Here is a 25,307-nt window from a genome sequence, read left to right as displayed (position 1 = left end):
AAACTCTCCGAGGTATGCAGGATGCATATCACACATGCGTTGCTACACGATGTAGCGAACTTAGCATGTGATCATTTCCTGCCTCGCCAGTTTGACTGACTACCTATGATGTATCATAGGATTTTTTATAAAAACTCGAATTAACAGGTACGTTTTGTCTTGTTTAGTTTTCAAAGATCATCTTCATTGTCGCTCAGAGGCGACTTTCTCAATATAACATTTCGGCGCTGTGTGCGTCAAGTGTTTTTTATAATTTCTTTTTGTCAGCTTTTCTTTCAAAGCAACTTGGTTGCTCGTTAGCGACGTATAATAATATACCATCATAATATTCATGCGTCAATATCTTTTTTCACAAAATATCCTCGATGATAGATTTTTTGTCCCTTTGTCTCAATCGGCTCCACTTGAACAATTCCTTTTTCCACAAAGAAATCAATCATGACGCTAAGGTCAGGCGTGAAATACTTGAGATCAGGATGCGCGAGAAGCTCGCCAAAAAGCCATATATCTTGCTGTTCCATGACATGACGCAAATGAGCGGCACCAATTTCTGCTTTTGAATGGATCAAAAAATCATTTGCTAAAAATAAAAGTTCCAAACGCTTATGCAGACTTTCGTGGCTTTCAATGAGTTCTGAATAAAGTTTATATACTTCCGGTTCCATATGACGCACCTGATTCCAAACCGTCACTTCTGGGTGGAAGCCTTTATCGATCACTTCAATACGTGCCAAATGATGCAGAGCATGCACAATTGAATTATATGCATCAAGGAATTGATTTGACTCAAAAAATGCTTTTCCTTCTATATATCTGCGAATGAGCTTGCCGTATTCTAAACCGATTTTAAGTTTGCGGTTTGAAAACGGGAATGTACTCAGTTCATCAATCAAGTTGAAAATATATTCATTTCGATCAAATAGGACTTTCCCATTCAAAATCCAATCAATGATTCGGCGGTTAGTGCCGAGGGTAATCCATTCCTTCAGCTGATCATCTGTGACAACATTTAAAGAAGCTGTTTGGTGATCGGATTCATAGTGCTTGATAAATAACGGCTCTTCCGCTTCTTTTACGATGACTAAAAGTGCTGCATCAAAGTTATCCGTCTCAGAAGATACTTTATGTCTTCTTTCTACTATAATCACAGCTAATGTGTCTGGATGGCTTGCTCTCTCTTGATAAATAGGACGGAGAAGATTTTCCATAGTGATTCCTCCAATACTCGGGTGTAAAGTTCTTCTCTAATGCTATGTATTTCTCCTCATAGAATCAAAATTCCTTCAATACAAGAAAAAAGATCATTGAATCATTATAAGCAATTTATTCACAAAACTCTATAACTAATTCAAACGGAAAGGTAAAATGTGCTATATTGGAGACAAGGGGGACTAGGGATGGCGAAATACTCCAGTAAAATTAATAAAATCAGAACATTTGCACTTAGTTTGGTTTTTGTTGGCTTTCTGATCATGTATATCGGTGTGTTCTTCAAGGAATCGATTTGGCTGTCGACTTTCTTTATGCTGCTCGGCGTCTTATCGATCGGATTAAGTACAGCTGTTTACTTTTGGATTGGTATGCTTTCTACGAAGGCAGTGCGTGTTGTTTGTCCAGGCTGTGAGAAGGAAACAAAAGTGCTTGGGCGGGTGGATATGTGCATGCATTGCAGAGAGCCGCTTACACTCGATCCAGCATTAGAAGGCAAAGAGTTTGATGAATCCTACAATCGAAAAAAGTCATAAAAAAAGCTGACCATTTAACCGGTCAGCTTTTTCATTAATGATTTTCTTTTTTCGCACATTCTTGACAAGTTCCATAGATCTCCAAGCGATGATGACTGACCTTAAAGCCCGTCACATGGGATGCAAGCTGTTCAACTTCATCAAGGCCAGGATAATGAAAGTCCACTATTTTTCCGCAGTTTTCACAAATCGCATGGTAATGGTCAGATGTCGCAAAATCAAATCGGCTTGAGGAATCACCGTACGTTAATTCCTTTACTAATCCAGATTCCCGGAAGACTCGTAAATTGTTGTAAACCGTTGCGACACTCATGTTTGGAAATTTTCCTTCAAGTGCTTTATATATATCGTCCGCGGTTGGGTGAGTCATAGAATTTACGAGAAACTCCAAGATGGCATGGCGCTGCGGAGTAATTCGAACACCGGTTTCTTTTAAAGCATCTAAAGCGTCTTTTAGTTCGTGAGCAGCCATTTCATCATGCACCTCTCTTCAAAAATATTCTTATATTATAATCTTTATAAATAGTGTACCCCCAGAGCCGAATCTTTGTCAATTACAATCCTCTTTTTTACCTATTCTTCTTCACAAAAAAGACCGGCATGTCTGCCGATCTCATCCTGTGATGATATTAAGCGTGAGCTTTCAGTTCCTCAAGCGCTTCTTCTACGTGGTCTTTCACCTTGACTTTTCGCCATTCTTTCACAAGCGTTCCTTCTTTATTAATAAGAAACGTTGAACGTTCAATGCCCATGTATTCTTTGCCAAAGTTCTTTTTCAGCTTCCATACCCCAAAGGCTTCAGACAATTTCTGTTCATCGTCTACAAGAAGCAGGAACGGTAAATCATGTTTTTCTTTAAACTTTTGGTGCTTGTCCTGACTGTCTGGGCTTACGCCGATAATGACAGCATCTAATTCTGCAAAGCTTTGATGGCGGTCGCGGAAATCACATGCTTCTGTTGTACAGCCTGGTGTCATATCTTTTGGATAGAAATAAAGGACAATATGTTTTCCTTTAAAGTCAGAAAGCTTTACTTTCTCTCCATTGTCACCGGTTAATTCGATTTCAGGTACTTGCTGGCCTATTTCGATTGTCATGACACAATCCCTCCAACCTATTTTTTAATTAGCCTATCCAATTTTGAGAGGATATTCAACTCAGGACGCTTGCATCGGCATGTTAAAATAATGATAGACGACGTGATACGTTGAGATAGGAGGCTATTTATGAAATTCACAGAATCAGAAAAATTACATCAAGAGGCGCTGGAGCATATCGTTGGAGGTGTCAACAGTCCGTCTCGTTCATATAAGGCAGTAGGCGGCGGTTCACCCGTGGCTATGGAAAGAGGAGAAGGCGCTTATTTTTGGGATGTTGACGGAAACCGCTATATCGATTATCTAGCAGCATACGGTCCAATTATTACAGGACATGCTCACCCGCATATTACAAAAGCTATTACAAAAGCGGCTGAAACAGGTGTCCTTTACGGAACGCCAACGAAGCATGAAGTCACTTTTGCTAAAATGCTGAAGGAAGCCATGCCTGCTTTGGACAAAGTTCGTTTTGTCAATTCAGGAACAGAAGCGGTGATGACAACGATTCGTGTCGCGCGCGCATATACAGGCAGAACAAAGATCATTAAGTTTGCCGGATGCTATCACGGCCACTCTGATCTTGTGCTTGTGGCAGCTGGCTCTGGTCCTTCCACTTTAGGAACCCCTGATTCAGCAGGCGTACCAAAAAGCATTGCCAATGAAGTCATTACCGTTCCATTTAATGATATTGACAGCTACAAAGAAGCATTGGATCGATGGGGCGATGAAGTCGCAGCTGTCCTTGTCGAGCCAATTGTCGGGAACTTCGGCATCGTGGAGCCTAAGGACGGCTTCTTGCAGCAGGTCAATGACCTCACTCATGAAAAGGGCGCACTTGTGATCTATGATGAAGTGATTACAGCTTTCCGCTTTATGTACGGAGGAGCACAGGACTTGCTTCAAGTAAAACCTGACCTCACTGCATTAGGAAAAATCATTGGCGGCGGACTTCCGATCGGTGCTTACGGCGGTAAAAAAGAAATTATGGAGCAAGTCGCTCCTCTTGGACCAGCCTATCAAGCTGGCACGATGGCAGGAAATCCTGCATCCATTCTTTCTGGTATTGCATGCTTGGAAGTGTTAAAACAAGATGGTGTTTACGAGCGCCTTGATCAGCTTGGCGCTATGCTAGAAGAAGGCATTTTAGCCCATGCAAAAAAACATCAAGTAGATATTACGGTGAACCGCTTAAAAGGGGCTCTCACGATTTATTTCACAAAAGAAACCATTGTAAACTATGAACAGGCGGAAAATACGGATGGCGAAATGTTCGCCCGCTTCTTCAAATTAATGCTTTCTCAAGGGATTAACCTCGCTCCTTCTAAATATGAAGCTTGGTTCTTAACGATCGCACATACTGAAAAAGATATTTCTGAGACGCTGCAAGCAGTAGATCATGCGTTTGAACAGTTAAAACAATCATAATAGGGTCAAAAACAGGCGAAAAAAAATGCGCCTGTTTTTTTATTTATCAGCTCTTGTTTGTCAAAAGCGTGCGAATCTGTTACATTTCTTCTCAATACCTTCTTTTGATGTTTTCATGAACTTTCAAAAATCACTTGAATATTTCGGAAGACCGCTGTATATTACTTAGTTGTTCATCAAAATATTGATGATAAATGACGAGTGATCATCTATTATCAAAAAGAAAGGAATGCAGGGACAAAACCAATGAAACTTGGAGCCCGTATTTTAAAAACTGGTATTGCCATTGTACTCGCGCTTTACCTGGCAACATGGCTTGGGCTGCCAACGCCCGTCTTCGCGGGAATTGCAGCTGTATTTGCTATCCAGCCATCTATTTATCGATCTTTTTTAACGATTGTTGATCAAGTGCAAGCCAATATTATTGGAGCAGCACTTGCCATTACGTTTGGTCTGCTTTTTGGCACAGGACCAGTCATTATCGGTTTAACCGCCGTCATGGTCATCGCCATTAATTTAAAGCTGAAGATTGAACACACGATTCCAATTGCACTTGTAACCGTCATTGCGATTTTAGAAAGTGCTGGGGATCATTTCCTTTCCTTTGCCTTAATCCGAACAGCTACTGTGGTGTTAGGGGTTCTTTCTTCATTTTTAGTGAATTTAATCTTCCTGCCGCCAAAGTATGAAACAAAGCTTGTTCATCACATTATGGAAAATACGGAGGAGATTTTAAAATGGATCCGTCTGACCTCCAGACAGTCTACTGATCATTCCACTTTAAAGGATGACATCGATCAAATAAAAGAACGCATGATCAAATTAGATCACATTTACTTGTTATACAAAGAGGAACGAAGCTATTTAAAGAAAACAACCTATGTAAAATCAAGAAAGCTCGTTTTGTTCAGACAGGCAATTATGACATCGAATCGTGCTCTGTACTTGCTGAAAAAGCTTCATAAATTAGAAAATGAGATTCATTTGATGCCAGAGCATTTCCGGGAAAGCTTAACGGATGAGATTGATTATTTACTGTATTGGCATGAGCGGACCTTGATGAAGTTTGTCGGAAAAATGAAGCCGCAGGATGATGAATTTCAAAACGAATGCTCTCTTCGCCTTGAAACGTTAACGAAATCATTTATCCAGCATCAGCAAAACCAAGAAAACGACTTGCTCGATTACAATATGCTGAATGTCATGTCCAGCATCATCGAATACCGTGATGAACTAGAGCATTTAGATACATTGATTACAAGCTTCCAGACGTATCACCCAAAAGACAGTGAAATTGAGACAGATGAAAAAGAAGCATAAATTGAGAAAAGACCGATTCCTAGAATCGGTCTTAGATTGTTGACAAAGGGCTAAAATGATCTTTATTTTAGCCCTTTGTCTTCTTTTCAGCGTGATAGAAAACCTTTGCAGTCTAGGAAGGACGAGTACCGGAGTGGAGCGAATTGAACATTCGTGAGCACCGGCACGCAGGACTGACACCGAATGCGAGGGTTTGTCTGCGCGCTGAGACCGATTACTAGAATCGGTCTTATTTTATTTTCTTCATTTTAGGATCCAGTGTGTCTCTTAATCCATCTCCCATCAAGTTAAAGCCCAAAACTGTCAGCATAATCGCTACACCTGGGAAAATTAATGTCCAGGGGGCTTGCACGAGATAAGGTCTCGCATCGGCGAGCATTTTCCCCCACTCTGGGCTTGGTGCCTGTGCACCCAATCCTAAGAAGCCTAAAGCGGCTGCCTCGATAATCGCCGTTCCGATCGCAAGCGTCGCCTGTACGATGACCGGCACCATACTATTTGGCAGTATGTGACGCAGCACGATGCGGCGGTGTGACATCCCAACCGCCTTTGCTGCCAGCACGTATTCTTCTTGTTTAATACTCAGCACTTTTGAACGAACGAGCCGTCCAAAGGTTGGGACATTAATGATCGCAATGGCAATAAGGGCATTTTGTAAGGAGGGGCCTAAAATGGAGACGATCGCAATCGCTAGTAGAATACTAGGAAAAGCGAGTAAAATATCAAACAATCTCGAGATCACAGCATCTAGCACTCTTCCGCCATAGCCTGCTATCAATCCAAGCAGTGTGCCTAAAATGACAGACCCGAGAACCGAGAAGAAACCAACCCATAAGGAAATCCGCGCGCCATGCACAACTCTTGAAAATATATCTCTGCCGAAATCATCCGTACCAAACCAGTGCGCAGCTGAAGGGGCGCTAAATCGCTCACCAAGAGATTGTTCATTGATTCCATAAGGAGCAATGAGCGGTGCGAATATCGCTAGGATAAGAAATAAAAAGACAATCACACTGCCAATGACCGCCAGCTTGTGCTGAAAGAACTGCTTCATCGATTCAAGAATCAATGATTGAGAGCGTTCTTCTTTTGGTTGAGGTGGTTCAAGCTCTTTTTGTGCTTCCATGTTGTCACTCTCCTTCCCTAATATTTAATCCTAGGATCAATGACTGCATACAAGATGTCCACGATGAAATTGATCAGGACAAATATCAGCGCAACGACGAGAATGCCAGTTTGAATGACTGGATAATCACGATAACTGATGGCGTCATATATATATCGGCCAATTCCCGGCCAAGCAAAAATGGTCTCTGTTAAAATGGCTCCGCCAAGTAAGAGGCCTGTTTGAAGACCAATAATCGTCAAGATCGGAATAAGCGCATTTTTCAGGCCATGCTGATAAATGATGAAAAATGAACGTACCCCTTTTGCTTTTGCGGTTCGAATAAAATCTGAATGAAGCACTTCCAGCATACTTGCCCTTGTAATCCTTGCAATAATCGCAGCAGGAATTGTCGCAAGAGCTGTACTTGGTAATATCAAATGCTTGATGCTGTCAGTGAATTGATCAAACCGGCCTTGCAAAAGCGTGTCCAGCGTATGAATATACGTGATCGACTCCACTGGATTCCTTACGTTTTCTCGGCCCGTCGTCGGCAAAATACCTAATTCGATCGAGAACAGCCACTGCCCCATTAAGCCTAACCAGAAAATCGGCATAGACACTCCAATGAGTGCAATAAACATTGCGACATAATCAAAGATGGAATGCTTAAACCAAGCACTAATGATTCCGGCATTCACTCCCACAACAATCGCCAGCACCATGGCAAAAAAGGTCAATTCTAACGTCGCAAATAAGTAAGGCTTCATTTCCTGGGCAATAGCCGCTCCTGTTCGTATCGAAGTCCCTAAGTCCCCTTTTAAAAGACCCAGCATGTAATGTCCGTATTGAACATACCAAGGCTGGTTTAAACCGAGCTGGATGGTTAATTGTTCTACTGCCTCTTTCGTTGCCCGCTGTCCTAAGATGACCTGTGCTGGGTTCCCTGGAATAAACCGAATAATTGAAAACACGACCAATGTCATTCCAATCAATACTGGGATGAGCATTCCTGCCCGCTTCATACAATAAGCAAACAAACAGCTTTCACCGCCTTTTTCTTTGTCTTCTTTTCAGCGTGATAGAAAACCTTTGCAGTCTAGGAAGGACGAGTACTGGCGCGAAGCGAATTTGACATTCGTGAGCACCGGAACGCAGGACTGACACCGAATGCGAGGGTTTGTCTACACGCTGTAAGGGAGATACAAGATCTCCCTTATTTGCTTATTCGAAATACACGTCAGTTAAAGCTTCTGAACCAGTTGGATGCGGCTGATAGCCTTTTAAATCATTAGATGCTGCAAGCATTGGGATCGAATGCACCAATGGAATCCAAGGTGCTTCATCATGAATGATTTCTTGCGCTTTTTTATACAGGTCATTTCGTTTCTTTTGATCTGTATTTGTTTGCGCTTCAATGAGGATGTCGTGCATTTTATCGTTTTCGAAGAATGTATAGTTGTTGCCGCCAATGCTGTCTTTGTCCAGCAGTGTGTAGATGAAATTATCAGGATCACCATTGTCCCCTGTCCACCCTAATAAGAACACATCTGCTTCCCCTTTACTTGCCTTATCTAAATAGGTCGCCCAGTCATATGTCACAATTTCTGCTTTGACGCCGACCTTTTCAAAGTTTGATTGAATGACTTCTGCTACCTTCATCCCATCTGGCATATATGGACGCGGTACAGGCATCGCCCAAAGCTTGATGCGAAAGCCGTCAGGAAAACCCGCTTCTTTCAAAAGTTCCTTCGCTTTTTCTGGATCATACGGATATGGATCAATGTCGTCATTGTAGCCTTCTAAAGCTGGGGGAAGGGGATTTTTTGCTGGCTCGGCAAGTCCGCCATAAAATGACTCAATGATGGATTCTTTATCGACCGCGTAATTGAGTGCCTGACGAACGAGCTTGTTATCAAGCGGCTTTCTTGTGACGGTCAGTCCGATATAGCCTACGTTCATTGATGGTCTTTCAATAAGCTGGAGTGCTTTATCCGTTTTAATGCCATCTAAATCTGACGGATTCACGCCATCCATCAAATCGATCTCACCTGTTTTCAGGGCATTTAAACGAGCCGAGTTTTCTGGAATAGAGCGGAAGATGATTTGATTCAGTTTTGGTTTATCCTTCTGCCAGTAATCTTCGTTCTTTTCTAACACGATACGGTCGTTTTGCTTCCACTCTTTAAACTTGAATGGTCCTGTTCCCACTGGATTCTCACGAAAAGAATCACCGCTTTTTTCAACAGCCGCAGGACTTGCGATGCCAAACGGTGACATAGCAATGTTTTTAAGGAATGTCGCCTGCGGGCGCTTTAGCTGAAATTCAACTTCATGCTCTCCTTTGACGATGATGTCTTTAATCACATGTCCTTTATCTTTTTTATAGCCGCCAAACATGCCATAGTAAGGAAATTTTTCTGCATCACCATTCATCCAGCGGTCAAAGTTGAATTTCACTGCTTCTGCGTTAAAGTCTGTGCCATCGTGAAATTTCACACCTTCTCTCAAGTAGAACGTGTACGATTTACCGTCCTTTGCAACATCCCAGTCTGTTGCGAGACCAGGATGGATGGTCGTGTCTTTCTCACCATAATTCAGTAGCTTTTCAAACATATTCTCTGTGACCTTGAAGGTTTCGCCTTCTGTCGTTGTGATCGGATCTAGTGAAGTGGAGTCTCCTCCTCTGCCAAATACGAGGGTGTCTTTTGTTGCTTTTTCTTCTGATGACGGTGCGGACGAGCATCCCCCCAAAAACAGTGCAAGTGCCAGCACAAAAATGAAACTACTGAACAACCATGTCTTCTTCATTGTGTTCCTCCTTTTGATATAAGTAACACGCCGCTGCGTGCCCCGGTTCCTCCTCATACAAAGCAGGGACTGCTTTTAGGCATTTCTCCCACCTTTTTGGACACCTTTTGTAGAAAGGACAGCCGCCTTCTATCGTCATTGTGGACTCTTCTGCTGACACATCTTGCGTCTCCAGCACGTGGTCCATATGTGGAATGGATTTCAGAAGCAGCGACGTATAAGGATGAAGCGGGCTGTGAAACACGTCTTCGGCAGGCCCCATCTCAACAATGCGGCCAGCATACATGACTGCGATTCGGTCGCTCATATATTTGACAACGCCAAGATCGTGAGAAATAAACAGATACGTCAGAGAAAGCGTCTTTTGCAATTCAAGCATCAAATTCAAAATTTGGGCTTGAACGGATACATCTAAAGCCGAAACGGGTTCATCCGCAATGACAAGACTTGGATGGGTAATGAGTGCTCTAGCGATACCAATGCGCTGCCTTTGTCCGCCGCTAAATTGGTGCGCATAACGCTCCCCGTAGGAAGGGTCAAATCCGACAATATGCAGCATCTCTTTGACCCGCTTTCGTCTATCTGCTTTCGTCCCATGTCGATGAACAATGAGCGGTTCCTCTAAAATATCTTTGATTTTCATTCGTGGATTTAATGAAGCGTATGGATCTTGGAAAATCATTTGAATGTCTTTTCTTAAAGAACGCATGACTCGTTCTTTAAGAAGAGTGACTTCTTGCCCTTTCAGTTGAATAGAGCCTGACGTCGGTTCAGTCAATCTCATTAAGCTTTTGCCAAGTGTTGATTTCCCGCAGCCTGATTCACCGACAATGCCTAGCGTTTCCCCCTCCTTCACGTGAAAGGACACTTGATTTAAAGCCAGAGTCGAATGTTTGTGTTTAGAAAAAAAAGCGGCTGTGTCATACCGTTTTGTCAGCTGATTCACTTGCAAGAGTGGGCGACTCAGTGTCTTCTCCTCCTTCCATTAGAAAGCATGCCACGCGGTGGTCCTGTTCAATGGATTGTAAAACTGGATCTTCTTCAAGACATTGCGCCATTTGATAAGGACAGCGTGGTGCAAATTGACAGCCGGATCGAATGGTTCCCGGCTTAGGTACATGACCTGTAATAGAGATGAGCTTTTCTTTTTTCTCTTTAAACGATGGAACTGAGGCGAAAAGACCTTTTGTGTAGGGATGCAGAGGTTTTTGAAAAATACGGTCAACGGTTCCTTCTTCTACAATTCGACCGGCATACATAATCATGACTCGCTGGCATATTTGCCGCACGACGCCTAGATCATGGGTTATAAATAAAATAGCGGTGTCCATCTCTTCGTTTAGCTTTTTGAGCAGGCGAAGGATTTGCGCTTGGATGGTCACATCAAGTGCAGTTGTCGGTTCATCTGCGATCATGAGCTTTGGATGGCAAAGCATCGCCATCGCAATCATGACACGCTGGCGCATGCCGCCTGATAATTCATGCGGGTATTTTTTAAGTAACGATTCGGCTTGCTTCAATCCGACTGTCTGAAGCAGATCAATCGCCTTCGCTTTTGCTTCTTTTTGACCGATTGCTTGATGTGTGAAAAGGGCTTCCGTCATTTGTTTGCCGATGGTCATTAATGGGTTCAGAGAGGTCATTGGCTCTTGAAAAATCATCGAAATGTCATTCCCTCTTATCTCTCGCCACTGTTTTTCTGAAAGCGACAGCAGGTTTTGCCCTTCGAATTGAACTTCACCCGTTGTGTCTGTTTGCTGGTTCAGGCCCATTAATGACATAGATGTGATACTTTTCCCGCAGCCAGATTCGCCAACAATCCCTAAGGTTTCCCCTTTTTGAATCGAGAACGATATGTGATGGACGATGGGTACTTTTTGCTTTTTTTGCTGAAACGCAATGGACAGCTGTTTGACATCTAGCAGCACGTCTTGTTCTTTCACATATTCACCACCCCGTCATACTTTTTAAAATTGTATTGAGACAAGCTGGGAAATATGTCATGTTTTTGACAAGCATAAAAAAGCCTATCCGCTAGAATCGGATAGGCTTCTACTAATTTAATGTTTGAATGGTAAATAGATGGCGATAGTGGCTGTCTCTGTTCATTAATTCTTCGTGTGTTCCTTTTTCCACAATCTCGCCTTGTTCCATGACGACAATGAGGTCAGCATGAGTAATCGTCGATAAGCGGTGCGCGACAATAAAGGTTGTACGATCCTTCGCTAGCTTTTGCATCGCTTCTTGAATGTAATGTTCACTTTCTAAATCAAGTGCAGACGTCGCTTCATCTAAAATCAAAAGCGGTGGATTTTTAAGAAAGACCCTTGCAATTGAAATACGCTGTTTTTGACCGCCTGACAGCTTCACGCCCCGTTCTCCTACCTTCGTGTCATATCCTTCAGGAAGAGACATAATAAAATCATGGGCATTTGCCGCTTTTGCAGCCGAAACGATTTTTTCAAAAGATGCTTCTGGGTCTCCCACCGCAATATTTTCTTTAATCGTGTCACTGAATAAGAATGTATCCTGCAGCACCATTCCGACTTGATTTCGAAGGCTCCTTGCTTTGTACTCTTTGATATCGATGCCGTCAATTTCAAGTGACCCGTTTGTGACATCATAAAACCTTGGAATTAAGCTGACGAGTGTCGACTTCCCTCCACCGCTCATTCCTACAAGCGCAACCGTTTGTCCTTTTTCTACTTTCAAGGAGATATTGTGCAGAATCTCTTCCTGTGTGTGTTCATAACGAAACGACACATTTTTAAATTCGACCTCACCTTTTAAATGATCGGCTTCTTTCGCATTCGGCCGATCTGTGACCTCATATGGCTCATCAATAAATTCAAAGATACGATCCATTGACGCCACCGACTGAGTTAAAGTCGTGGATGAGTTAATGAGGCGGCGAATCGGGTTGTACATCCGGTCAATATAACCGACAAAGGCAATCATAGTCCCGATCGAAAGTGATCCATTAATTACGGTGTAGCCAGCAAATGCAATGATTAATAGCGGTGCAATGTCAGTGATGGTATTGACGACGGCAAATGTTTTGGCGTTCCAATTCGTGTGATTGATCGCTTTGTTTAAGAAATTTTTGTTTTCATCATGAAAATGTTCTTGTTCATATTCTTCAATGGCAAAGCTCCGAATGACTGGCATACCTTGTACCCGCTCATGCAGATGCCCTTGCACTTCAGCCAGCGCCTGCGACCGCTCTTTTGTCAGCTTGCGAAGCCTGCCGTAAAAATACTTCACTGCAAACGCATATAGCGGAAAAATAATGACAGACACGATGGTGAGCTTGATGTCCAGTGTACACATAATGGCGATCACGATCAGCACGGTCATCAAATCAAGCCAAATGTTCATAAGACCTGTGATGACAAACTCTTTTGTCTGCTCCACATCGTTGATGACCCTTGAAATAATTTCCCCTGTTCTCGTGTTAGCATAATAACGAAGGCTGAGCTTTTGAATATGCGAAAACAGCTTTTCCCGAATATCAAACAATACCTTACTGCCTGTCCATTGCGCATAGTATTGTCTATAGTATTCAACAGGCGGTCTCATCACTAAAAATAAGACGAGCATGATTCCCATAATGATTAATAGAGAGGATGTCTTTTCTTCAGCCGACCCCGAGCCTTGAATGACATCATCAATGACATACTTTAAAAGCAGAGGCAATGTTAAGGGAATCGAGAACTTGATCATCCCGATGACCATTGTCAATGCAATCTGTTTTTTATACGGTGTAACAAAAGCCATGTAGCGTTTAATGACCCCCATGTAAATCTCCTTCCCAATCTATCAGTGCCTCTTATCCGTACGCAGTCAAAAACCTGTTAGCCTAAAAAGCCAAACAGGTTTTTGCTGCTCTTGCTTATTTTGTATAATGTAAAAAACGTTCATACCACATATCCACAAATTCAGGAGCAAACGGACCTTTCCGCTGGTGAATCCAATGCAATAATGTATTCAGATGCTCTCTTAAGATACTATCGATTTCCTTTGGATAATTCATCTGCCTCTTATGATCTGCATATTCATCCTCATCCAAAATATTGTACGTCATGTCTGGAAAGACTTTGACATCTAAATCGTAATCAATATACTTAATTGCTTCTTCATCTGTCGCAAAAGGAGAGCTGATGTTGCAGTAATAATATACCCCATCATCTCTAAGCATCCCAATCACATTAAACCATTGTTTTGCATGGAAATAGCAAATAGCCGGTTCTCTCGTCATCCAAGTACGGCCGTCGGATTCAGTCACCATTGTACGGTCGTTTGCACCAATGATACACAATTCCGTTGCTTTCAGAATGGTGGTTTCATTCCAAATCCTGTGGATCAAGCCATTGTGTTTATAGCTTTGAATTTGGATGGTTTCTCCTTCCTTGGGATAGCCCATATTTTCTCCCCTACTTTCTATAACAAACCTAACAGTCCAAAGACCTAATTTCCCAACTAAACATGTCTCTATTATATTATACCGTTACATCATTAAAAAATGAAATGAAAAAGCCATTCAACCCAATTGAACGGCACACTGTCTTACATCACGGTTGAACTCTTTTCCATCTGCTTGTATGAATTGATGACCTCTTCTGTCTGTTTTGTAAATAAGGTTTGGACTTTTTGCAGTTCCTCCCGTTTCTGTTTGATTTGATCACAAAGCCTATGCCACTCTTCTTTTTTTTCATCCTGCAGCAATTGTTTTTCTGTTTCTAAGCATAGATCGAGTTCCCCCTGTACATTGAGCAGTTGATCCATGAGCTGCATTTGTTCTTTTACAAGCTGATCGAAATCAGACATCTAACTCCTCCCTTTTCATCGAATCCACTTTTTGTCTGTATACCATTTCTTGAAAGAAGGAGGAAATCCTTTGACTGTTTATGTAGAGGTTTTACAGGTTTTGTCGGATGGTGGGGAGAGGCAAAAAGAAAAGCACTTCATTCGTAGATGAAGTGCTTTCCTTTGTTTCAGTGATTAGCTGTTTTGTTGTTTGTTTTGCTCAGCTTTTTGGTTGTATTTTTTTACTTGCTGTACGTCAGTCTCACTAGCAAATTCAGTACCAAATTGACCGCCTTGTGCAGAAGCTTGGTTTTGTTTCTTCACTTGTTGTGCGTTTGTTTTGTTTTGTTGTTGATCCATCATTATCACCTCCACGCACATTAATTTGTGCAGAAGGTGTACATCCTATTCATGATTTTTTTAAACAAGCAAAGAACGTCCGCCATCCACAATAATCGTCTGTCCTCTAATCATGTCTGCCTTGCCTGATACAAGGAATTCCACGCTGTCGACCATGTCTTTAATTTCCACCATTCGGCCAGCTGGTGTATTTTTCTTGGCGTCTTCTAAAAGCTCTTCGCGGTTCGGGAAGTGCTTAAGTGCATCTGTATCGATCGCGCCGCCAGATACGGCATTCACGACGATATTTTTTTGTGACAGCTCCACAGATAGATAACGCGTCAATGCTTCTAATGCTGCTTTTGAGACGCCGACTACTGTGTAATTTTCAAGATAGCGAATAGAGCCTAGTGAGCTAATGCTGACGATATGTCCGCCGCCATTTTTCTCCATTAATTTCGCCGCTTCTTGTCCGCAGAATAACAAAGCCTTCGCATTGATATTCATCGTCCAGTCCCAATGATTTTCTTCAAGGTCCATGATTGGACGCTGAACACCTGATGCCGCATTGTTCACAAATACATCTAAACGGCCAAAGGTTTCATCGATTTGCTGAAACATATCTTTGATTTTCTCAGGCTGGCCTACATTGGCTTTCACGACCAATGTTTTCACGCCCATCGCTTCAATTTCTTCCGCTGTTTCAAGTGCGGCTTTTTTGCTTCTCGCATAGTTAATGACAATGTCATATCCTTTTTCAGCCAGGCGAAGGGCTACTTCTTTCCCTACTCCTCTGCTGCTGCCTGTAATTAATGCACATTTACGTTGACTCATTATGGTTCATCTCCTGATTTGAATAGTTTTCGTTCATTCGCTTCACACTAATAGGAAAATTCCTATTAGGAGGTTACATTCATGTATGTCGGACGCGATTTAAGCCAGCTTGGCATGATGTCCAAGGATCAATGGAAAGATACTGAGCTTGCTTTCTTTCATCATGCTTTCCAACAAATTTTACCTTATTTGAACGAAGAAGGGCAATCTAAGTATCGAGAAATCATTTCTGAAATTGAAGACCGCGGGGGTCTGCACAGAAATGAAGCCGATTATACTCATGGTACAACGGTTAAATACGACTAGGCTCTTCAAGTGCCATCTTCCAGATTTTTTGGTGTGAGACTGGCAAAGCATATGCCTCAAATTCCTCTGTTGTGACTTTTTTCAGCATCGTGTCATCAGATACAGAGGTAACTCGTCCAAAGAAAACAGAAATATTCCAGATGAGGTGGGTAAATACGTGCTGAATGGTGCCTTCTAAATCACCAAGCTCCGCTTGTACACCCGCCTCCTCTTTTAAGAAATCAACCAGCTGCTCTTTTTCCGTTTTTCTTCCCTTCATGGTTTCCATGTTAGGGAATTCCCATAAATTCGCAAGAAGACCTGTACTTTGCCTCTTATGAATATATAGGTTGCCTGCATCATCAAATAACACCGCTGCTGCCATTGATTTTGCAGTCGGCTTTTTCTTTTTGCTTTTCACTGGGAGCTCATGCTGAACGCCCTCCTCAAGTGCCGAGCAATGCATGTTCACAGGGCAAATGAGGCATGCAGGGGATGTTGGGGTGCAAATGAGCGCACCTAGCTCCATCAGCCCTTGATTGAATTCTGACGGCTTTTCCCGGGAAATGAGCTGATCGACCGCAAACTCGAAAATATTTCTCGTTTTTGGTTTTGCTATATCATCCCATACAGACAAAATACGGGAAATGACCCTCATGACGTTGCCGTCTACCGCAGGGTACGGCTTGTTATAGGCGATACTCAGCACTGCACCGCTCGTATACGGACCTACACCTTTAAGCTTTGAAAACTGCTCTTTCGAATCAGGGACAACGCCCCCGTAGGATTCATATACTTCTTTCACAGCTGCCTGTAAATTACGCACTCTTGAGTAGTAGCCAAGACCTTCCCATGCTTTCATGACCTTTTCTTCATCAGCTAAAGCAAGATCTTTCACCGTCGGGAATTGCTCCATAAACCGGTTGAAGTACGGAATGACCGTATCCACCCTCGTTTGCTGGAGCATTACTTCTGATACCCATACGCGGTATGGATCTTGATTTTCACGCCACGGTAGTGTTCGTTGTTCTTTTTCATACCAATCAATTAAATCATGCTGAAATCCCGCAATATCTTTGCGGTCCAGCTTTTCTTGAATGTCTTTCATATCTATACTCCTTCTCATTGAACCGAGGGCTAACGTTCTGAAAAGAACCTTATTTGTTGTATACTGTTTGTAGATACGTTAACATGTTACATTAAATCAAGACAAAGCAAAAGTGCTTTTGCACATAGTCTTGAAAGAAGGCGTATACTTTGTATGATTGTTCCTAAGCATGACAACTAGGAGGTAATCAATTGGATACTGGTACTCATGTAGTAATGGGCATTTCTCTTGGGGGACTTGCACTTTTAGATCCAGCCGTCAGCGCAGATCCACACATGGCACACGCCGTGATGATCGCGACCATCGCCGGCTCCCAAGCACCAGACATTGATACTGTGCTAAAACTAAAAAATAATGCGGTTTATATAAGAAATCACCGAGGATTTACACATTCCATTCCTGCTGTACTGTTTTGGTCATTGCTGATTCCGGCTGTGATTTTCCCATTTGTGCCGGGGGCAGATTTACTTCACCTTTGGTTATGGACACTATTAGCCGTTGTGCTCCATGTGTTTGTGGATATATTCAATGCATACGGCACACAGGCCATTCGTCCATTTTCAAAGAAATGGGTAGCGCTTGGGATCATTAACACGTTTGATCCTTTCATCTTTTTTACACACCTTGTCGCCATTGTCGTTTGGGCCATTGGCGGTCATCCCGGCTATACGTTCATCTCGCTGTATGCCGTGATTTTCTGTTACTATATCGTCAGGGTGATCATGCAGCTTCAGATTAAACATCAGCTGCGTGCACAATTCGATGAAATTGAAGAGATTATTATTTCGCCTACAATGAAGTTCAGACAATGGCGCATTGCCGTGAAATGTAAATCTTCTTTCCATGTTGGGCGCAGCATGAATGGGGAAATCGTCATTTTAGACACCTTTAACCGTGTGCCGGTCCCTGATACAGAGATTATGAAAATTGCCAAACAAGACGAAAACATCTCAGCCTTTCTCTCCTTCTCCCCTGTCTACCGGTGGGAAGTGGATAAATACAAGGATCATTACGAGGTACGGTTCATTGATTTGCGCTACCGCAGCAAAGGTCACTACCCTTTTGTCGCGATCTGCCATATCGACATGGACCACCAAATCAAAAATTCCTATACCGGCTGGATTTTCAGTGAAGAAAAACTGCAAAAAAAATTAAGACTCGGCTCTGTGTGAGCGAGTCTTTTTTTGTGTTTAACTATCTTACAACTTCGTCATATATTCCACAATAAACTCCCAAAAGCCAGGTCCCTCTTGGTAAATCAGCCAGTCTACTTTTTCGATGAGTTTGATATAGAGTTCTTGTTCGAGGTCTTCTCTTTCTTGATATGCCGTGTTTTGTAGTTTCTTTTTGATCATGGGTGTGAAGGTTTCAATGAGTTCTTCCATTTCCCCACTGGTCATTTTTTCTTCGTTCACGGACATCTCCCCCTGTTTCTTCTTTTAGTTTGTTGAGCGCTTTTTTGTGTATGTTTGAGATATTTTGTCTCGTTTCGCCTAGCCGGTCGGCTATTTCCTTCATCGTTTGGCCTTCGACATAGATTTGGGTTAAGACCATTTTTTGTTTGTCTGTGAGCTGCTGGTAGGCCTTGTACAATGTTTGATCTTGCAGATGCTCCCCTAGGTCTTGCTGGTTGAAGAGCACGGCTTCATACGTATCTGTTTGAACAGGGTCTTTCACTTCTTGCGTATCAGAATGATCGAGTATGAGCGGAAAACGCTGCTGCTTCTTTTTTACTCGTTTGTCAAAGTCGACTGAAAAGATGCGTATCATTGTGGAGATATACTTGATGATGCGGATTTTCTGATAGAACTGTTTGAACTCGGAATCTAGTTTTTTGGCATTTTCCTCGTTTGGCTCTTCCATGACTTGTTTGAGCAGCTGCTCGTTTTTCGGGTTGCTTAAAAACTGCTGAATGAGCGGGTGATCAATGATTTCCTTCCATTTTGCTTTCAATAACAGCCGATAATCCATGTGCATCCTCCCCTTTGTTCCCTCTACTAGCATTAAGTGGACAAAAGTTAAAAAAAGTAAACTTCGTGAAACGGGTCTAATGGTTCATTTTATCCCCCTCTGCTTTCCTTTTTTTTCTTTCATACCACTTATATAGAAGACGAGCATCCGCTGGGAGGTGAGACAAATGGAGACCTTTTTTTCAGAGGAATGGCTGAAGCAGCTCGGTCAGGCTGGCTTCCCTGCCATTTTGACGGTTTACTTGCTGACACGCTTTGAACGAAAGTTTGATGAATTAAGCAAGCTCATCCAACGATTGGTCGCTGTTCAAAAAAATGATGAATCAGATTGACATCTTCTTGATTCGTTTCACCTTATGAAAACGAGGGCGAAATGAAAGGCCTTTTGTCACCTCACACAATACGATGTTGAAAGGGGATTTTATCATGAGTGAAAAGCAAAATGGTGTACCGCAGCCGATTCGAGGAGAAAAAGGAGCAACGGTCAAAATTCCACGTAATCTCGAGCGGGACAGACAAAATCCAGATATGCTCACGCCGCCAGAAACCGATCATGGAACGGTCTCCAACATGAAATATTCTTTTTCTGATACACACAATCGTTTAGAAAAAGGCGGCTACGCCCGCGAGGTAACGGTACGTGAACTGCCGATCTCTAAAAGTCTTGCCTCTGTTAATATGCGGCTAAAGCCTGGTGCGATTCGTGAACTGCACTGGCATAAGGAAGCGGAATGGGCGTACATGATTTATGGGGAAGCTCGGATTACATCGGTTGATGCAGAGGGGCGCAATTTTACAGAGGATGTGACTGAGGGTGATTTGTGGTACTTCCCTTCTGGCTTGCCGCACTCTATTCAAGCACTTGAGCCGGGAGCTGAATTCTTGCTTGTGTTTGATGATGGGTCATTCTCAGAAAATAGTACGTTCCAAGTAACGGATTGGCTTGCCCATACGCCAGAGGAAGTCGTGCTCAAGAACTTCGGTATGACAAAGGAGCAGTTTGACAAGCTGCCAGAGAAAGAAAAGTATATTTTCCAAAAAGGAATTCCTGGTTCCCTTGAATGTGACAAGGTGAAAACAGAGCAAGGAGAGGTCCCGAATTCCTTTAAATATGAGCTGTTAAAACAAGAGCCGATTACGTCAAGCGGTGGACAAGTGTGGATTGCGGATTCTACCAATTTTAAAGCATCTAAAACAATTGCCTCTGCTCTTGTGAAAGTCGATCCAGGCGCCATTCGTGAGCTGCACTGGCATCCAAATACGGATGAATGGCAATATTTCATTTCTGGAAAGGCACGAATGACCGTATTTGCTTCTGATGGACATGCGAGAACCTTCAACTATCAGGCGGGAGACGTTGGATATGTGCCATTTGCAATGGGGCATTATGTAGAGAATACAGGCGACGAACCGCTTTATTTCTTAGAAATCTTTAAGAGCGACCATTATGCAGACATTTCACTCAATCAGTGGCTTGCGGTCACACCGAAACAGCTTGTTCTTGATCATTTAGATCAAGGTGAAGATTTCTTAAAACTGCTTGATACAGAAAAACATCCTGTCATCGCTGCACCTAAAAAAGAGGATTAACGTATGACTTCCTGCAAAAAGGCTGTCCTTTTTGCAGGTATCTTCATGTAAAGGAGTGTTGTTTATCCATGCAGCAATCTGTTCACGCTTTATGGCAAGGGGTGAAGTGGCTGATGGCGATATCGGTTGTCTGTTACATATTTTTGTTGTTTTGTGTGCTGTTCTTTCATTTGACGGGTGCTTTTTATCAATCAATTTTATCGCTACTACTGTTTATGGGCATCTATGTTGTACTCGGGATCTCTTTTGAACATCTGGAGCACGTGCTCATGCAATTTGTTCGAAAGTGCCGGTCTAAAAAACGATCCATCGTTTTCTTTGCCATTTTATTTCACCTTTTGTTTATTTGGGGTGCTGTTTATTTATCAGACGAATTGGTTGACGGCATTTGGCTGTCTACTTCTGAGGAAATTCTTTTTGCCCTTAGTCTTTGGTTGTTTCATTTTTTGTTTGATTATGCGACGTTTCCGTTTGAGAAAGAAGCTTCATGACTCTCTATCGTCTTTCTGGAGAGAGCGCTTCTTTGATCTGCTTCATATGATGGATGTCGTGATCAATCAGTCCTTGAACATAACTTGATAACGTCAGCTCGGATTGACCGATCAAAAAGGATGTATTCCAGCGAGATGCTTCGATTTTCTTCATTTCTTGAAGCAATTCTGTTCTGACAGCAATAAATCGCCCAATCGTCTCGCTTCTCTCTTCGTGTCTCGCCCTTTCGGCTGACTGTCGATTCATTTCATGCACATCAGGTGCCTGCGGTAACGCTTGATTGTTCCAAAATTCCTTTAGACGATCGTGTAAAATAAATTCATCCCATGGAACGAAATGTGCGATGATCTCAGCAATGCTCCACTTTCCATCAGCAATGGCTCTGCGCCATTCTTCGTCTGTTATTTCCGCTAGTGACTGTACCCATTCAAGGGTGTGTTCATAATGATCAGTAATGGATTCTTTGTTTAACGTCAAATCGTTTTCCCCCATTCTCATGCTTTTATGTTGATTGTATCAATTTTGAGAAAGATAAAAAAACACCACTTATGATGAAAAGTGGTGTTTCTTGTGTTTTCTCCGTGCATAGAGGATCGCACCAATCAAACTGATCAATGAAATCAATGCGAGAATTCTGATATAAGGCGGATAGTAGGTTAGCACAATCTCGTTTTTTCCTTTTTCTATTGGAAAACCAATAAAAGTGTAGTTGGCTTTTTCAATATCGGTTTTGTGTCCGTTCACCGTGAGCTCCCAGCCTTTTTCATATGGAACAGGCAGAATCATATAATTATCGCCGCGCTTGTTATCATATGAAATCGTAAAGCGGTTATTTTTAAGCTTTACTTTTTGGCTGCCATCATCCTGTTTTTCTTTTTCATATGCTTTTTCTAGGACGCGGTAAGGTTCTTGATACAGCTTCAGTTGATTGAGCTCATATGTCCCTTTTGGTACTCGAATGGAGAGGATCTTTTCCGCAGGGACTCGAATCGTCACTTCATTTACGCCTGTTTTGTAGATGGATGTATTGCTTTTTCGTGAGGTGACGTAGTCGTCAACGGATAACTGAAACCCTGCGTTACGGTCGGTCCGCTTCACATAAAAGCTCACATACACATCCCCTGAACGGGCCATATCATCTGGCAGTGTGATATTCAGGCCGCCTGTTTCTCCGTATACATCAAGCACGCCATGTTCGTATACAGCTTGTTCCGTATGAATATTCGTATCTTTGACTCGATCTGCTGCACGCTCGATTTCAGCGTTTCCTTTTTTGTCTAAAATGACGCCTTGCAACATCGCATGTTCTTTATCAAGTGCTGAGGCATCCTTTAAGGATTGTTCTGAATAAATGGTGCTCGTTGTTCTTGCAAATGGCAGCGGCCGAGTATTTTCATATACCTCATAATGCTCACTTTTCAAAATTGGCTTAAAATAAGCTGGTGGTGAGTAAGGCATCATGTTGTTTCTCATATAATACTTTCCGTAGGTCAGGCTGTATAAATTCGCCCTGTCTCCCATTGTTGCATACCGGCTGACACTTTCCCGTCCCATATCGATTTGCAGGTCATTCCAGTAGAAATTGAGCAAATGCTGATTCAATATACTTGAATACGCACTCATGCCTTGAAAGCCTTCAAATAACGGGGTGTTGTTGCGCACGCCGTTCATCCAATCAATCCGGGCAAGCGGATCTTTTGAGTGGCTTTGAATCTGCTGAATGAGCTTCATTTGCTCATGTCCTGCATATGCCTCACTATTCAGATACGTATCTGATACGCTCTTTATATTGCTTCTTTCAGATAAGTATTCCTGCTGATACACGCCTGCTGTCAGTAGGCTAATGGCAAGAAGCACAGCTGAAAAGAGACGAAGGTGCTGACGTTTTTCCGCATGCATCCATAGGAAGAACAAGCTGATCACAAGCAGTCCTATGCCTGTAAACACAACGACATCCATGTTTCCCTTTGCTCGTTCTGAAAGAGCGACTGCGAGAAGGAACACGATCCAAGCGCCTAAGACCGCACGCTTTTTCCACTTCCACTCGATTTGTGAGAAATGCTTGATCATGATGGCAACAACCGCTCCAACTGTAAAGGCAAGAATGTATTCAAATCTGTACTGCGGTGCCGAAAAACCATTAAACACGCTCGCCATCTTTGGGCTAAAGTGAAAAATAATGAGCAGGATACTGATGGATGTGAACATGAAAAACCATCTGTTCCGGTAAAGCGGAACGAGGAACAGACAAATCAGAAAAATCACGGGTAATAAATATACCCTGCTCATAAACAGCAGATGATCATGCAGATCAAACCAAGGTATAGATTGATCATACGGTGGTCTTACATTATTGAGAAAGCCATAAACAGACGGGATAAAAAAAGCGGCACTGATCCCAAAGGATAACAGCGTAGAGATCGCAAGCGTCCAGAACACCTTCCACCCGCGCTCCTCACTTCGCAGCTTGATCATATATCTGAAAACAAGATAGATCGCTAAAAAGATAAAATGAATATAAGCAAAGTAAAAGTTGTTGATGAGCATCAGGCTGCACGCCAAAATAAACCAAGCCGGCTTACCCGTTTTGAATATCCGTTCAACCCCAAGCACAAGCAGCGGAAGCCACATCATGCTGTCGGTAAAAAACTCCCAAAATGTTTGATGCCGAAAATACACAATAGACAGTCCGTAAATTGCGGCACCTGTCAATGCACTTAGTCTATTTTGAACCATTGAAAGAAGCACACGGTAAGCGATGATTAGAATGAGCGTCAGCTTGATCACGCTCAGCCAAATCACAGCATGTGCCCAGAAATGAATGTCCGTTGACTGTATGAAATGAAGCGTATTCATCAGCCAGACGACAGCGACTGTCACCATAAAGACCGTCGACGTTGTGAAATAATACCCTAATTGCGTGTATGTACCGCCGCCTAGACCGAATTGATAGGAATAAAAGAAATTCCCTTTGACATATTCGTCGTAAAGCAGCTTTTTAAATGGGAGCATTTGCGAGATACCGTCCCCATCTCCTGTCATGTACCGGCCTTGCGTATATTCATATAAGAAAAAGGAGTGTCCTAATAAAGCAAGAATGAGGCACATTCCAATGATTATCCATCTACGTTTCATCATCTAAATCCTTTCCACAAAAGATCCACTGTTCTTTGAAACAAAACAACCCAGCAAGCGATTCGTGCTTGCCGGTTATTTGACTCCACGTTATTTAAATAACTGTGTTAACACTCGGTCTTGTTCCTTTGAACTTGTCTCTTGCTGCATGACATTTGATTCTTGGATCAAATAATGCGGCCTCTTTTTCGTTTCATAATAGATACGGCCAATATATTCTCCAATCACACCTAGACTCAAAAGCTGGACACCTCCGAGGAAAAGCACAGCCGATATTAAAGTGAAATAACCCGGTACCATCACGCCCGTTCTGACAATTTGAATAAAGGTGGCCACGATGTAAATCAAAGAGAGGAATAAGATCAGTATGCCAGTATAAAAACAAATACGCAGCGGGCGGTTGTTAAAAGAAATGACGCCATCTATGCCATAGTTAAATAACTTCTTCAGTGACCATTTTGTATCACCATGCTGTCTTTCTACATTTTCATAATAGATGACCTTTTCTTCAAACCCAATCCAGCAAAAAAGCCCTTTTGAAAAACGATTTCCCTCTTTCAGCTGAAGCAATGCATCGATTGCTTGGCGTGAAATTAAACGGAAATCCCCGACGCCATCACGCAAGTCCACTTCTACTACCTTGTTCATCACTTTATAGTACATGGATGCTAAGTAAGAGCGGAGCTTGCTGTCTCCTTTACGGTTCCGTTTGGCAATGACTTGATGATAGCCTTCTTCATACCCTCTGACAAAATCCTGAATCAAATACGTTGGGTGCTGCAGGTCGGCGTCCATTATGATCGCAGCTACTCCCTTCGCATATTCAAGTCCTGCCAGAATAGCGGCTTCCTTCCCAAAGTTACGCGAGAAGGAAATGTATTTGACCTTTGCACTTTTGCGAGAGAGCTCTCTCATGTATTGAAGTGTGTTGTCCTTGCTTCCATCATTCACAAAGATGATTTCAAAGTTATAATGAAAATCGCGAAACTCTTCCTCGAGTGCCTCAAAGATTCGTCTGATGTTTTCACCTTCATTGTAAGAAGGAATTATAACAGAGAGCAATTCTCGTTCCATATCGCACCTTCTCTTCACTTTTTTCACATAGTCTGTTATGTTCATTATTCCTTTTTTGTCAGAAAACGAAACCCTTTTTTATTATCCATAAATTACATGTCTCTTTAATCGTTCCATTATATCAAAGTTTTATTTCCAGTGATTTTCAGTAAGATGAATTTAATGTAATTT

Annotated in this window: 26 protein-coding genes and 1 pseudogene; 8 read left to right on the top strand and 19 right to left on the bottom strand. The window is 42.4% G+C overall.

The genetic code is table 11. From position 1 onward, the window contains the following. Positions 1-329: 329 nt before the first annotated feature. Positions 330-1,208, bottom strand: coding sequence for a nucleotidyltransferase-like protein (locus C6344_RS17795; RefSeq protein ID WP_034664951.1), 879 nt, complete (start codon positions 1,206-1,208; stop codon positions 330-332). 189 nt (positions 1,209-1,397) lie between these two features. On the opposite strand from C6344_RS17795, the gene C6344_RS17790 reads away from it, so the two are divergent. Further along, positions 1,398-1,745 (top strand): YgzB family protein, encoded by a 348-nt coding sequence (locus C6344_RS17790; protein ID WP_024425201.1) that lies wholly within the window; start codon positions 1,398-1,400, stop codon positions 1,743-1,745. A 34-nt stretch (positions 1,746-1,779) separates the two neighbouring features. On the opposite strand, the gene perR is transcribed toward C6344_RS17790, so the two are convergent. Further along, positions 1,780-2,217 carry a peroxide-responsive transcriptional repressor PerR gene (gene perR, locus C6344_RS17785; protein WP_012009347.1) on the bottom strand — a complete coding sequence of 146 codons (438 nt, stop codon included), beginning with the start codon at positions 2,215-2,217 and terminating at the stop codon, positions 1,780-1,782. Positions 2,218-2,374: 157 nt separating this feature from the next. Next, complete coding sequence (bcp, locus tag C6344_RS17780) at positions 2,375-2,842, bottom strand: thioredoxin-dependent thiol peroxidase (protein WP_034664955.1); 468 nt, start codon at positions 2,840-2,842, stop codon at positions 2,375-2,377. A gap of 129 nt (positions 2,843-2,971) precedes the next feature. On the opposite strand from bcp, the gene C6344_RS17775 reads away from it, so the two are divergent. Then, positions 2,972-4,267, top strand: coding sequence for a glutamate-1-semialdehyde 2,1-aminomutase (locus C6344_RS17775; protein ID WP_034664957.1), 1,296 nt, complete (start codon positions 2,972-2,974; stop codon positions 4,265-4,267). A 246-nt stretch (positions 4,268-4,513) separates the two neighbouring features. Beyond that, entirely contained in the window at positions 4,514-5,587 is a 1,074-nt protein-coding gene (locus tag C6344_RS17770) for an FUSC family protein (RefSeq protein WP_106039502.1), read from the top strand. A 229-nt stretch (positions 5,588-5,816) separates the two neighbouring features. On the opposite strand, the gene C6344_RS17765 is transcribed toward C6344_RS17770, so the two are convergent. From C6344_RS17765 to fabL, 10 genes and pseudogenes are all read right to left on the bottom strand, one after another. Further along, positions 5,817-6,713 (bottom strand): ABC transporter permease, encoded by an 897-nt coding sequence (locus C6344_RS17765; RefSeq protein WP_106037154.1) that lies wholly within the window; start codon positions 6,711-6,713, stop codon positions 5,817-5,819. Positions 6,714-6,730: 17 nt separating this feature from the next. Continuing rightward, complete coding sequence (locus C6344_RS17760; RefSeq protein ID WP_060595826.1) at positions 6,731-7,732, bottom strand: ABC transporter permease; 1,002 nt, start codon at positions 7,730-7,732, stop codon at positions 6,731-6,733. A gap of 184 nt (positions 7,733-7,916) precedes the next feature. Beyond that, a complete protein-coding gene (locus tag C6344_RS17755) occupies positions 7,917-9,503 on the bottom strand; it encodes an ABC transporter substrate-binding protein (protein ID WP_060595820.1) in 1,587 nt (528 codons plus the stop codon). Continuing rightward, positions 9,478-10,455, bottom strand: a complete 978-nt coding sequence (locus C6344_RS17750) for an ABC transporter ATP-binding protein (protein ID WP_106073165.1) — start codon at positions 10,453-10,455, stop codon at positions 9,478-9,480. The genes C6344_RS17755 and C6344_RS17750 overlap by 26 nt, the downstream gene beginning before the upstream one ends. Next, complete coding sequence (locus tag C6344_RS17745) at positions 10,424-11,446, bottom strand: ABC transporter ATP-binding protein (protein ID WP_106073164.1); 1,023 nt, start codon at positions 11,444-11,446, stop codon at positions 10,424-10,426. Before C6344_RS17745 ends, C6344_RS17750 begins: the two co-directional genes overlap by 32 nt. 112 nt (positions 11,447-11,558) lie before the next feature. Next, positions 11,559-13,301, bottom strand: a complete 1,743-nt coding sequence (locus C6344_RS17740) for an ABC transporter ATP-binding protein (protein ID WP_060595817.1) — start codon at positions 13,299-13,301, stop codon at positions 11,559-11,561. A 94-nt stretch (positions 13,302-13,395) separates the two neighbouring features. Next, entirely contained in the window at positions 13,396-13,926 is a 531-nt protein-coding gene (gene ntdP / locus C6344_RS17735; RefSeq protein WP_012009337.1) for a nucleoside tri-diphosphate phosphatase, read from the bottom strand. 143 nt (positions 13,927-14,069) lie between these two features. Next, positions 14,070-14,330: a YgaB family protein gene (locus C6344_RS17730; protein ID WP_106072578.1), complete on the bottom strand. Its 261-nt coding sequence runs from the start codon at positions 14,328-14,330 to the stop codon at positions 14,070-14,072. 174 nt (positions 14,331-14,504) lie between these two features. Then, a pseudogene (locus C6344_RS17725) lies at positions 14,505-14,654 on the bottom strand (gamma-type small acid-soluble spore protein); the annotation flags it as partial. Positions 14,655-14,729: 75 nt separating this feature from the next. Beyond that, on the bottom strand, positions 14,730-15,482 hold the full coding sequence (gene fabL, locus C6344_RS17720; protein ID WP_024425211.1) for an enoyl-[acyl-carrier-protein] reductase FabL: 753 nt from the start codon (positions 15,480-15,482) through the stop codon (positions 14,730-14,732). Between the two features lie 81 nt (positions 15,483-15,563). Here fabL and C6344_RS17715 point away from each other — a divergent pair, with 81 nt between their 5' ends. Next, a complete protein-coding gene (locus C6344_RS17715) occupies positions 15,564-15,788 on the top strand; it encodes a hypothetical protein (RefSeq protein WP_060595815.1) in 225 nt (74 codons plus the stop codon). Here the strand turns inward: C6344_RS17715 and mutY are convergent. Beyond that, on the bottom strand, positions 15,775-16,875 hold the full coding sequence (gene mutY / locus C6344_RS17710) for an A/G-specific adenine glycosylase (RefSeq protein WP_106031311.1): 1,101 nt from the start codon (positions 16,873-16,875) through the stop codon (positions 15,775-15,777). The genes C6344_RS17715 and mutY overlap by 14 nt on opposite strands. Positions 16,876-17,066: 191 nt before the next feature. On the opposite strand from mutY, the gene C6344_RS17705 reads away from it, so the two are divergent. After that, complete coding sequence (locus tag C6344_RS17705) at positions 17,067-18,047, top strand: metal-dependent hydrolase (RefSeq protein WP_106073163.1); 981 nt, start codon at positions 17,067-17,069, stop codon at positions 18,045-18,047. A gap of 27 nt (positions 18,048-18,074) precedes the next feature. Here C6344_RS17705 and rsoA read toward each other — a convergent pair whose 3' ends face one another. Together rsoA and C6344_RS17695 are read right to left on the bottom strand one after the other, a co-directional pair. Beyond that, the gene (rsoA, locus tag C6344_RS17700) at positions 18,075-18,296 is read right to left on the bottom strand and encodes a sigma-O factor regulator RsoA (RefSeq protein WP_189313046.1); all 222 of its coding nucleotides are present in this window, start codon (positions 18,294-18,296) and stop codon (positions 18,075-18,077) included. Continuing rightward, positions 18,244-18,846, bottom strand: coding sequence for a sigma-70 family RNA polymerase sigma factor (locus C6344_RS17695; protein ID WP_106073161.1), 603 nt, complete (start codon positions 18,844-18,846; stop codon positions 18,244-18,246). Before C6344_RS17695 ends, rsoA begins: the two co-directional genes overlap by 53 nt. A 166-nt stretch (positions 18,847-19,012) precedes the next feature. Between C6344_RS17695 and C6344_RS17690 the strand changes: the two genes are divergently transcribed. The 3 genes from C6344_RS17690 (at position 19,013) to C6344_RS17680 (ending at position 20,926) form a co-directional block, all read left to right on the top strand. Beyond that, positions 19,013-19,177, top strand: a complete 165-nt coding sequence (locus C6344_RS17690) for a YvrJ family protein (RefSeq protein WP_003217819.1) — start codon at positions 19,013-19,015, stop codon at positions 19,175-19,177. 94 nt (positions 19,178-19,271) lie between these two features. Beyond that, positions 19,272-20,435, top strand: a complete 1,164-nt coding sequence (locus C6344_RS17685; RefSeq protein WP_106061986.1) for an oxalate decarboxylase family bicupin — start codon at positions 19,272-19,274, stop codon at positions 20,433-20,435. Between the two features lie 68 nt (positions 20,436-20,503). Beyond that, positions 20,504-20,926, top strand: coding sequence for a regulatory YrvL family protein (locus C6344_RS17680; RefSeq protein WP_106072575.1), 423 nt, complete (start codon positions 20,504-20,506; stop codon positions 20,924-20,926). Positions 20,927-20,930: 4 nt separating this feature from the next. On the opposite strand, the gene C6344_RS17675 is transcribed toward C6344_RS17680, so the two are convergent. From C6344_RS17675 to C6344_RS17665, 3 genes are all read right to left on the bottom strand, one after another. After that, positions 20,931-21,425 carry a DinB family protein gene (locus tag C6344_RS17675; protein WP_106073160.1) on the bottom strand — a complete coding sequence of 165 codons (495 nt, stop codon included), beginning with the start codon at positions 21,423-21,425 and terminating at the stop codon, positions 20,931-20,933. A 48-nt stretch (positions 21,426-21,473) separates the two neighbouring features. Continuing rightward, positions 21,474-24,065, bottom strand: a complete 2,592-nt coding sequence (locus C6344_RS17670) for a YfhO family protein (protein ID WP_106073159.1) — start codon at positions 24,063-24,065, stop codon at positions 21,474-21,476. An 87-nt stretch (positions 24,066-24,152) separates the two neighbouring features. Continuing rightward, positions 24,153-25,136 (bottom strand): glycosyltransferase family 2 protein, encoded by a 984-nt coding sequence (locus tag C6344_RS17665; protein ID WP_034665005.1) that lies wholly within the window; start codon positions 25,134-25,136, stop codon positions 24,153-24,155. Positions 25,137-25,307: the final 171 nt, after the last annotated feature.

The sequence above is a fragment of the Bacillus sp. GBSW19 genome, assembly GCF_002998655.1.
Taxonomy (GTDB): domain Bacteria; phylum Bacillota; class Bacilli; order Bacillales; family Bacillaceae; genus Bacillus.
This window is presented reverse-complemented; position numbering and strand designations above follow the sequence as displayed.

Coding starts and splice junctions, on each gene's coding strand:
- C6344_RS17685 (WP_106061986.1), top strand. CDS start 19,272: ATGAGTGAAAAGCAAAATGGTGTACCGCAGCCGATTCGAGGAGAAAAA.
- C6344_RS17740 (WP_060595817.1), bottom strand. CDS start 13,301: ATGGGGGTCATTAAACGCTACATGGCTTTTGTTACACCGTATAAAAAA.
- C6344_RS17675 (WP_106073160.1), bottom strand. CDS start 21,425: ATGAGAATGGGGGAAAACGATTTGACGTTAAACAAAGAATCCATTACT.
- fabL (WP_024425211.1), bottom strand. CDS start 15,482: ATGAGTCAACGTAAATGTGCATTAATTACAGGCAGCAGCAGAGGAGTA.
- C6344_RS17770 (WP_106039502.1), top strand. CDS start 4,514: ATGAAACTTGGAGCCCGTATTTTAAAAACTGGTATTGCCATTGTACTC.
- mutY (WP_106031311.1), bottom strand. CDS start 16,875: ATGAAAGACATTCAAGAAAAGCTGGACCGCAAAGATATTGCGGGATTT.
- C6344_RS17695 (WP_106073161.1), bottom strand. CDS start 18,846: ATGGATTATCGGCTGTTATTGAAAGCAAAATGGAAGGAAATCATTGAT.
- C6344_RS17670 (WP_106073159.1), bottom strand. CDS start 24,065: ATGATGAAACGTAGATGGATAATCATTGGAATGTGCCTCATTCTTGCT.
- C6344_RS17680 (WP_106072575.1), top strand. CDS start 20,504: ATGCAGCAATCTGTTCACGCTTTATGGCAAGGGGTGAAGTGGCTGATG.
- C6344_RS17755 (WP_060595820.1), bottom strand. CDS start 9,503: ATGAAGAAGACATGGTTGTTCAGTAGTTTCATTTTTGTGCTGGCACTT.
- C6344_RS17790 (WP_024425201.1), top strand. CDS start 1,398: ATGGCGAAATACTCCAGTAAAATTAATAAAATCAGAACATTTGCACTT.
- C6344_RS17775 (WP_034664957.1), top strand. CDS start 2,972: ATGAAATTCACAGAATCAGAAAAATTACATCAAGAGGCGCTGGAGCAT.
- C6344_RS17715 (WP_060595815.1), top strand. CDS start 15,564: ATGTATGTCGGACGCGATTTAAGCCAGCTTGGCATGATGTCCAAGGAT.
- ntdP (WP_012009337.1), bottom strand. CDS start 13,926: ATGGGCTATCCCAAGGAAGGAGAAACCATCCAAATTCAAAGCTATAAA.
- bcp (WP_034664955.1), bottom strand. CDS start 2,842: ATGACAATCGAAATAGGCCAGCAAGTACCTGAAATCGAATTAACCGGT.
- rsoA (WP_189313046.1), bottom strand. CDS start 18,296: ATGTCCGTGAACGAAGAAAAAATGACCAGTGGGGAAATGGAAGAACTC.
- C6344_RS17795 (WP_034664951.1), bottom strand. CDS start 1,208: ATGGAAAATCTTCTCCGTCCTATTTATCAAGAGAGAGCAAGCCATCCA.
- C6344_RS17765 (WP_106037154.1), bottom strand. CDS start 6,713: ATGGAAGCACAAAAAGAGCTTGAACCACCTCAACCAAAAGAAGAACGC.
- C6344_RS17665 (WP_034665005.1), bottom strand. CDS start 25,136: ATGGAACGAGAATTGCTCTCTGTTATAATTCCTTCTTACAATGAAGGT.
- perR (WP_012009347.1), bottom strand. CDS start 2,217: ATGGCTGCTCACGAACTAAAAGACGCTTTAGATGCTTTAAAAGAAACC.
- C6344_RS17690 (WP_003217819.1), top strand. CDS start 19,013: ATGGAGACCTTTTTTTCAGAGGAATGGCTGAAGCAGCTCGGTCAGGCT.
- C6344_RS17730 (WP_106072578.1), bottom strand. CDS start 14,330: ATGTCTGATTTCGATCAGCTTGTAAAAGAACAAATGCAGCTCATGGAT.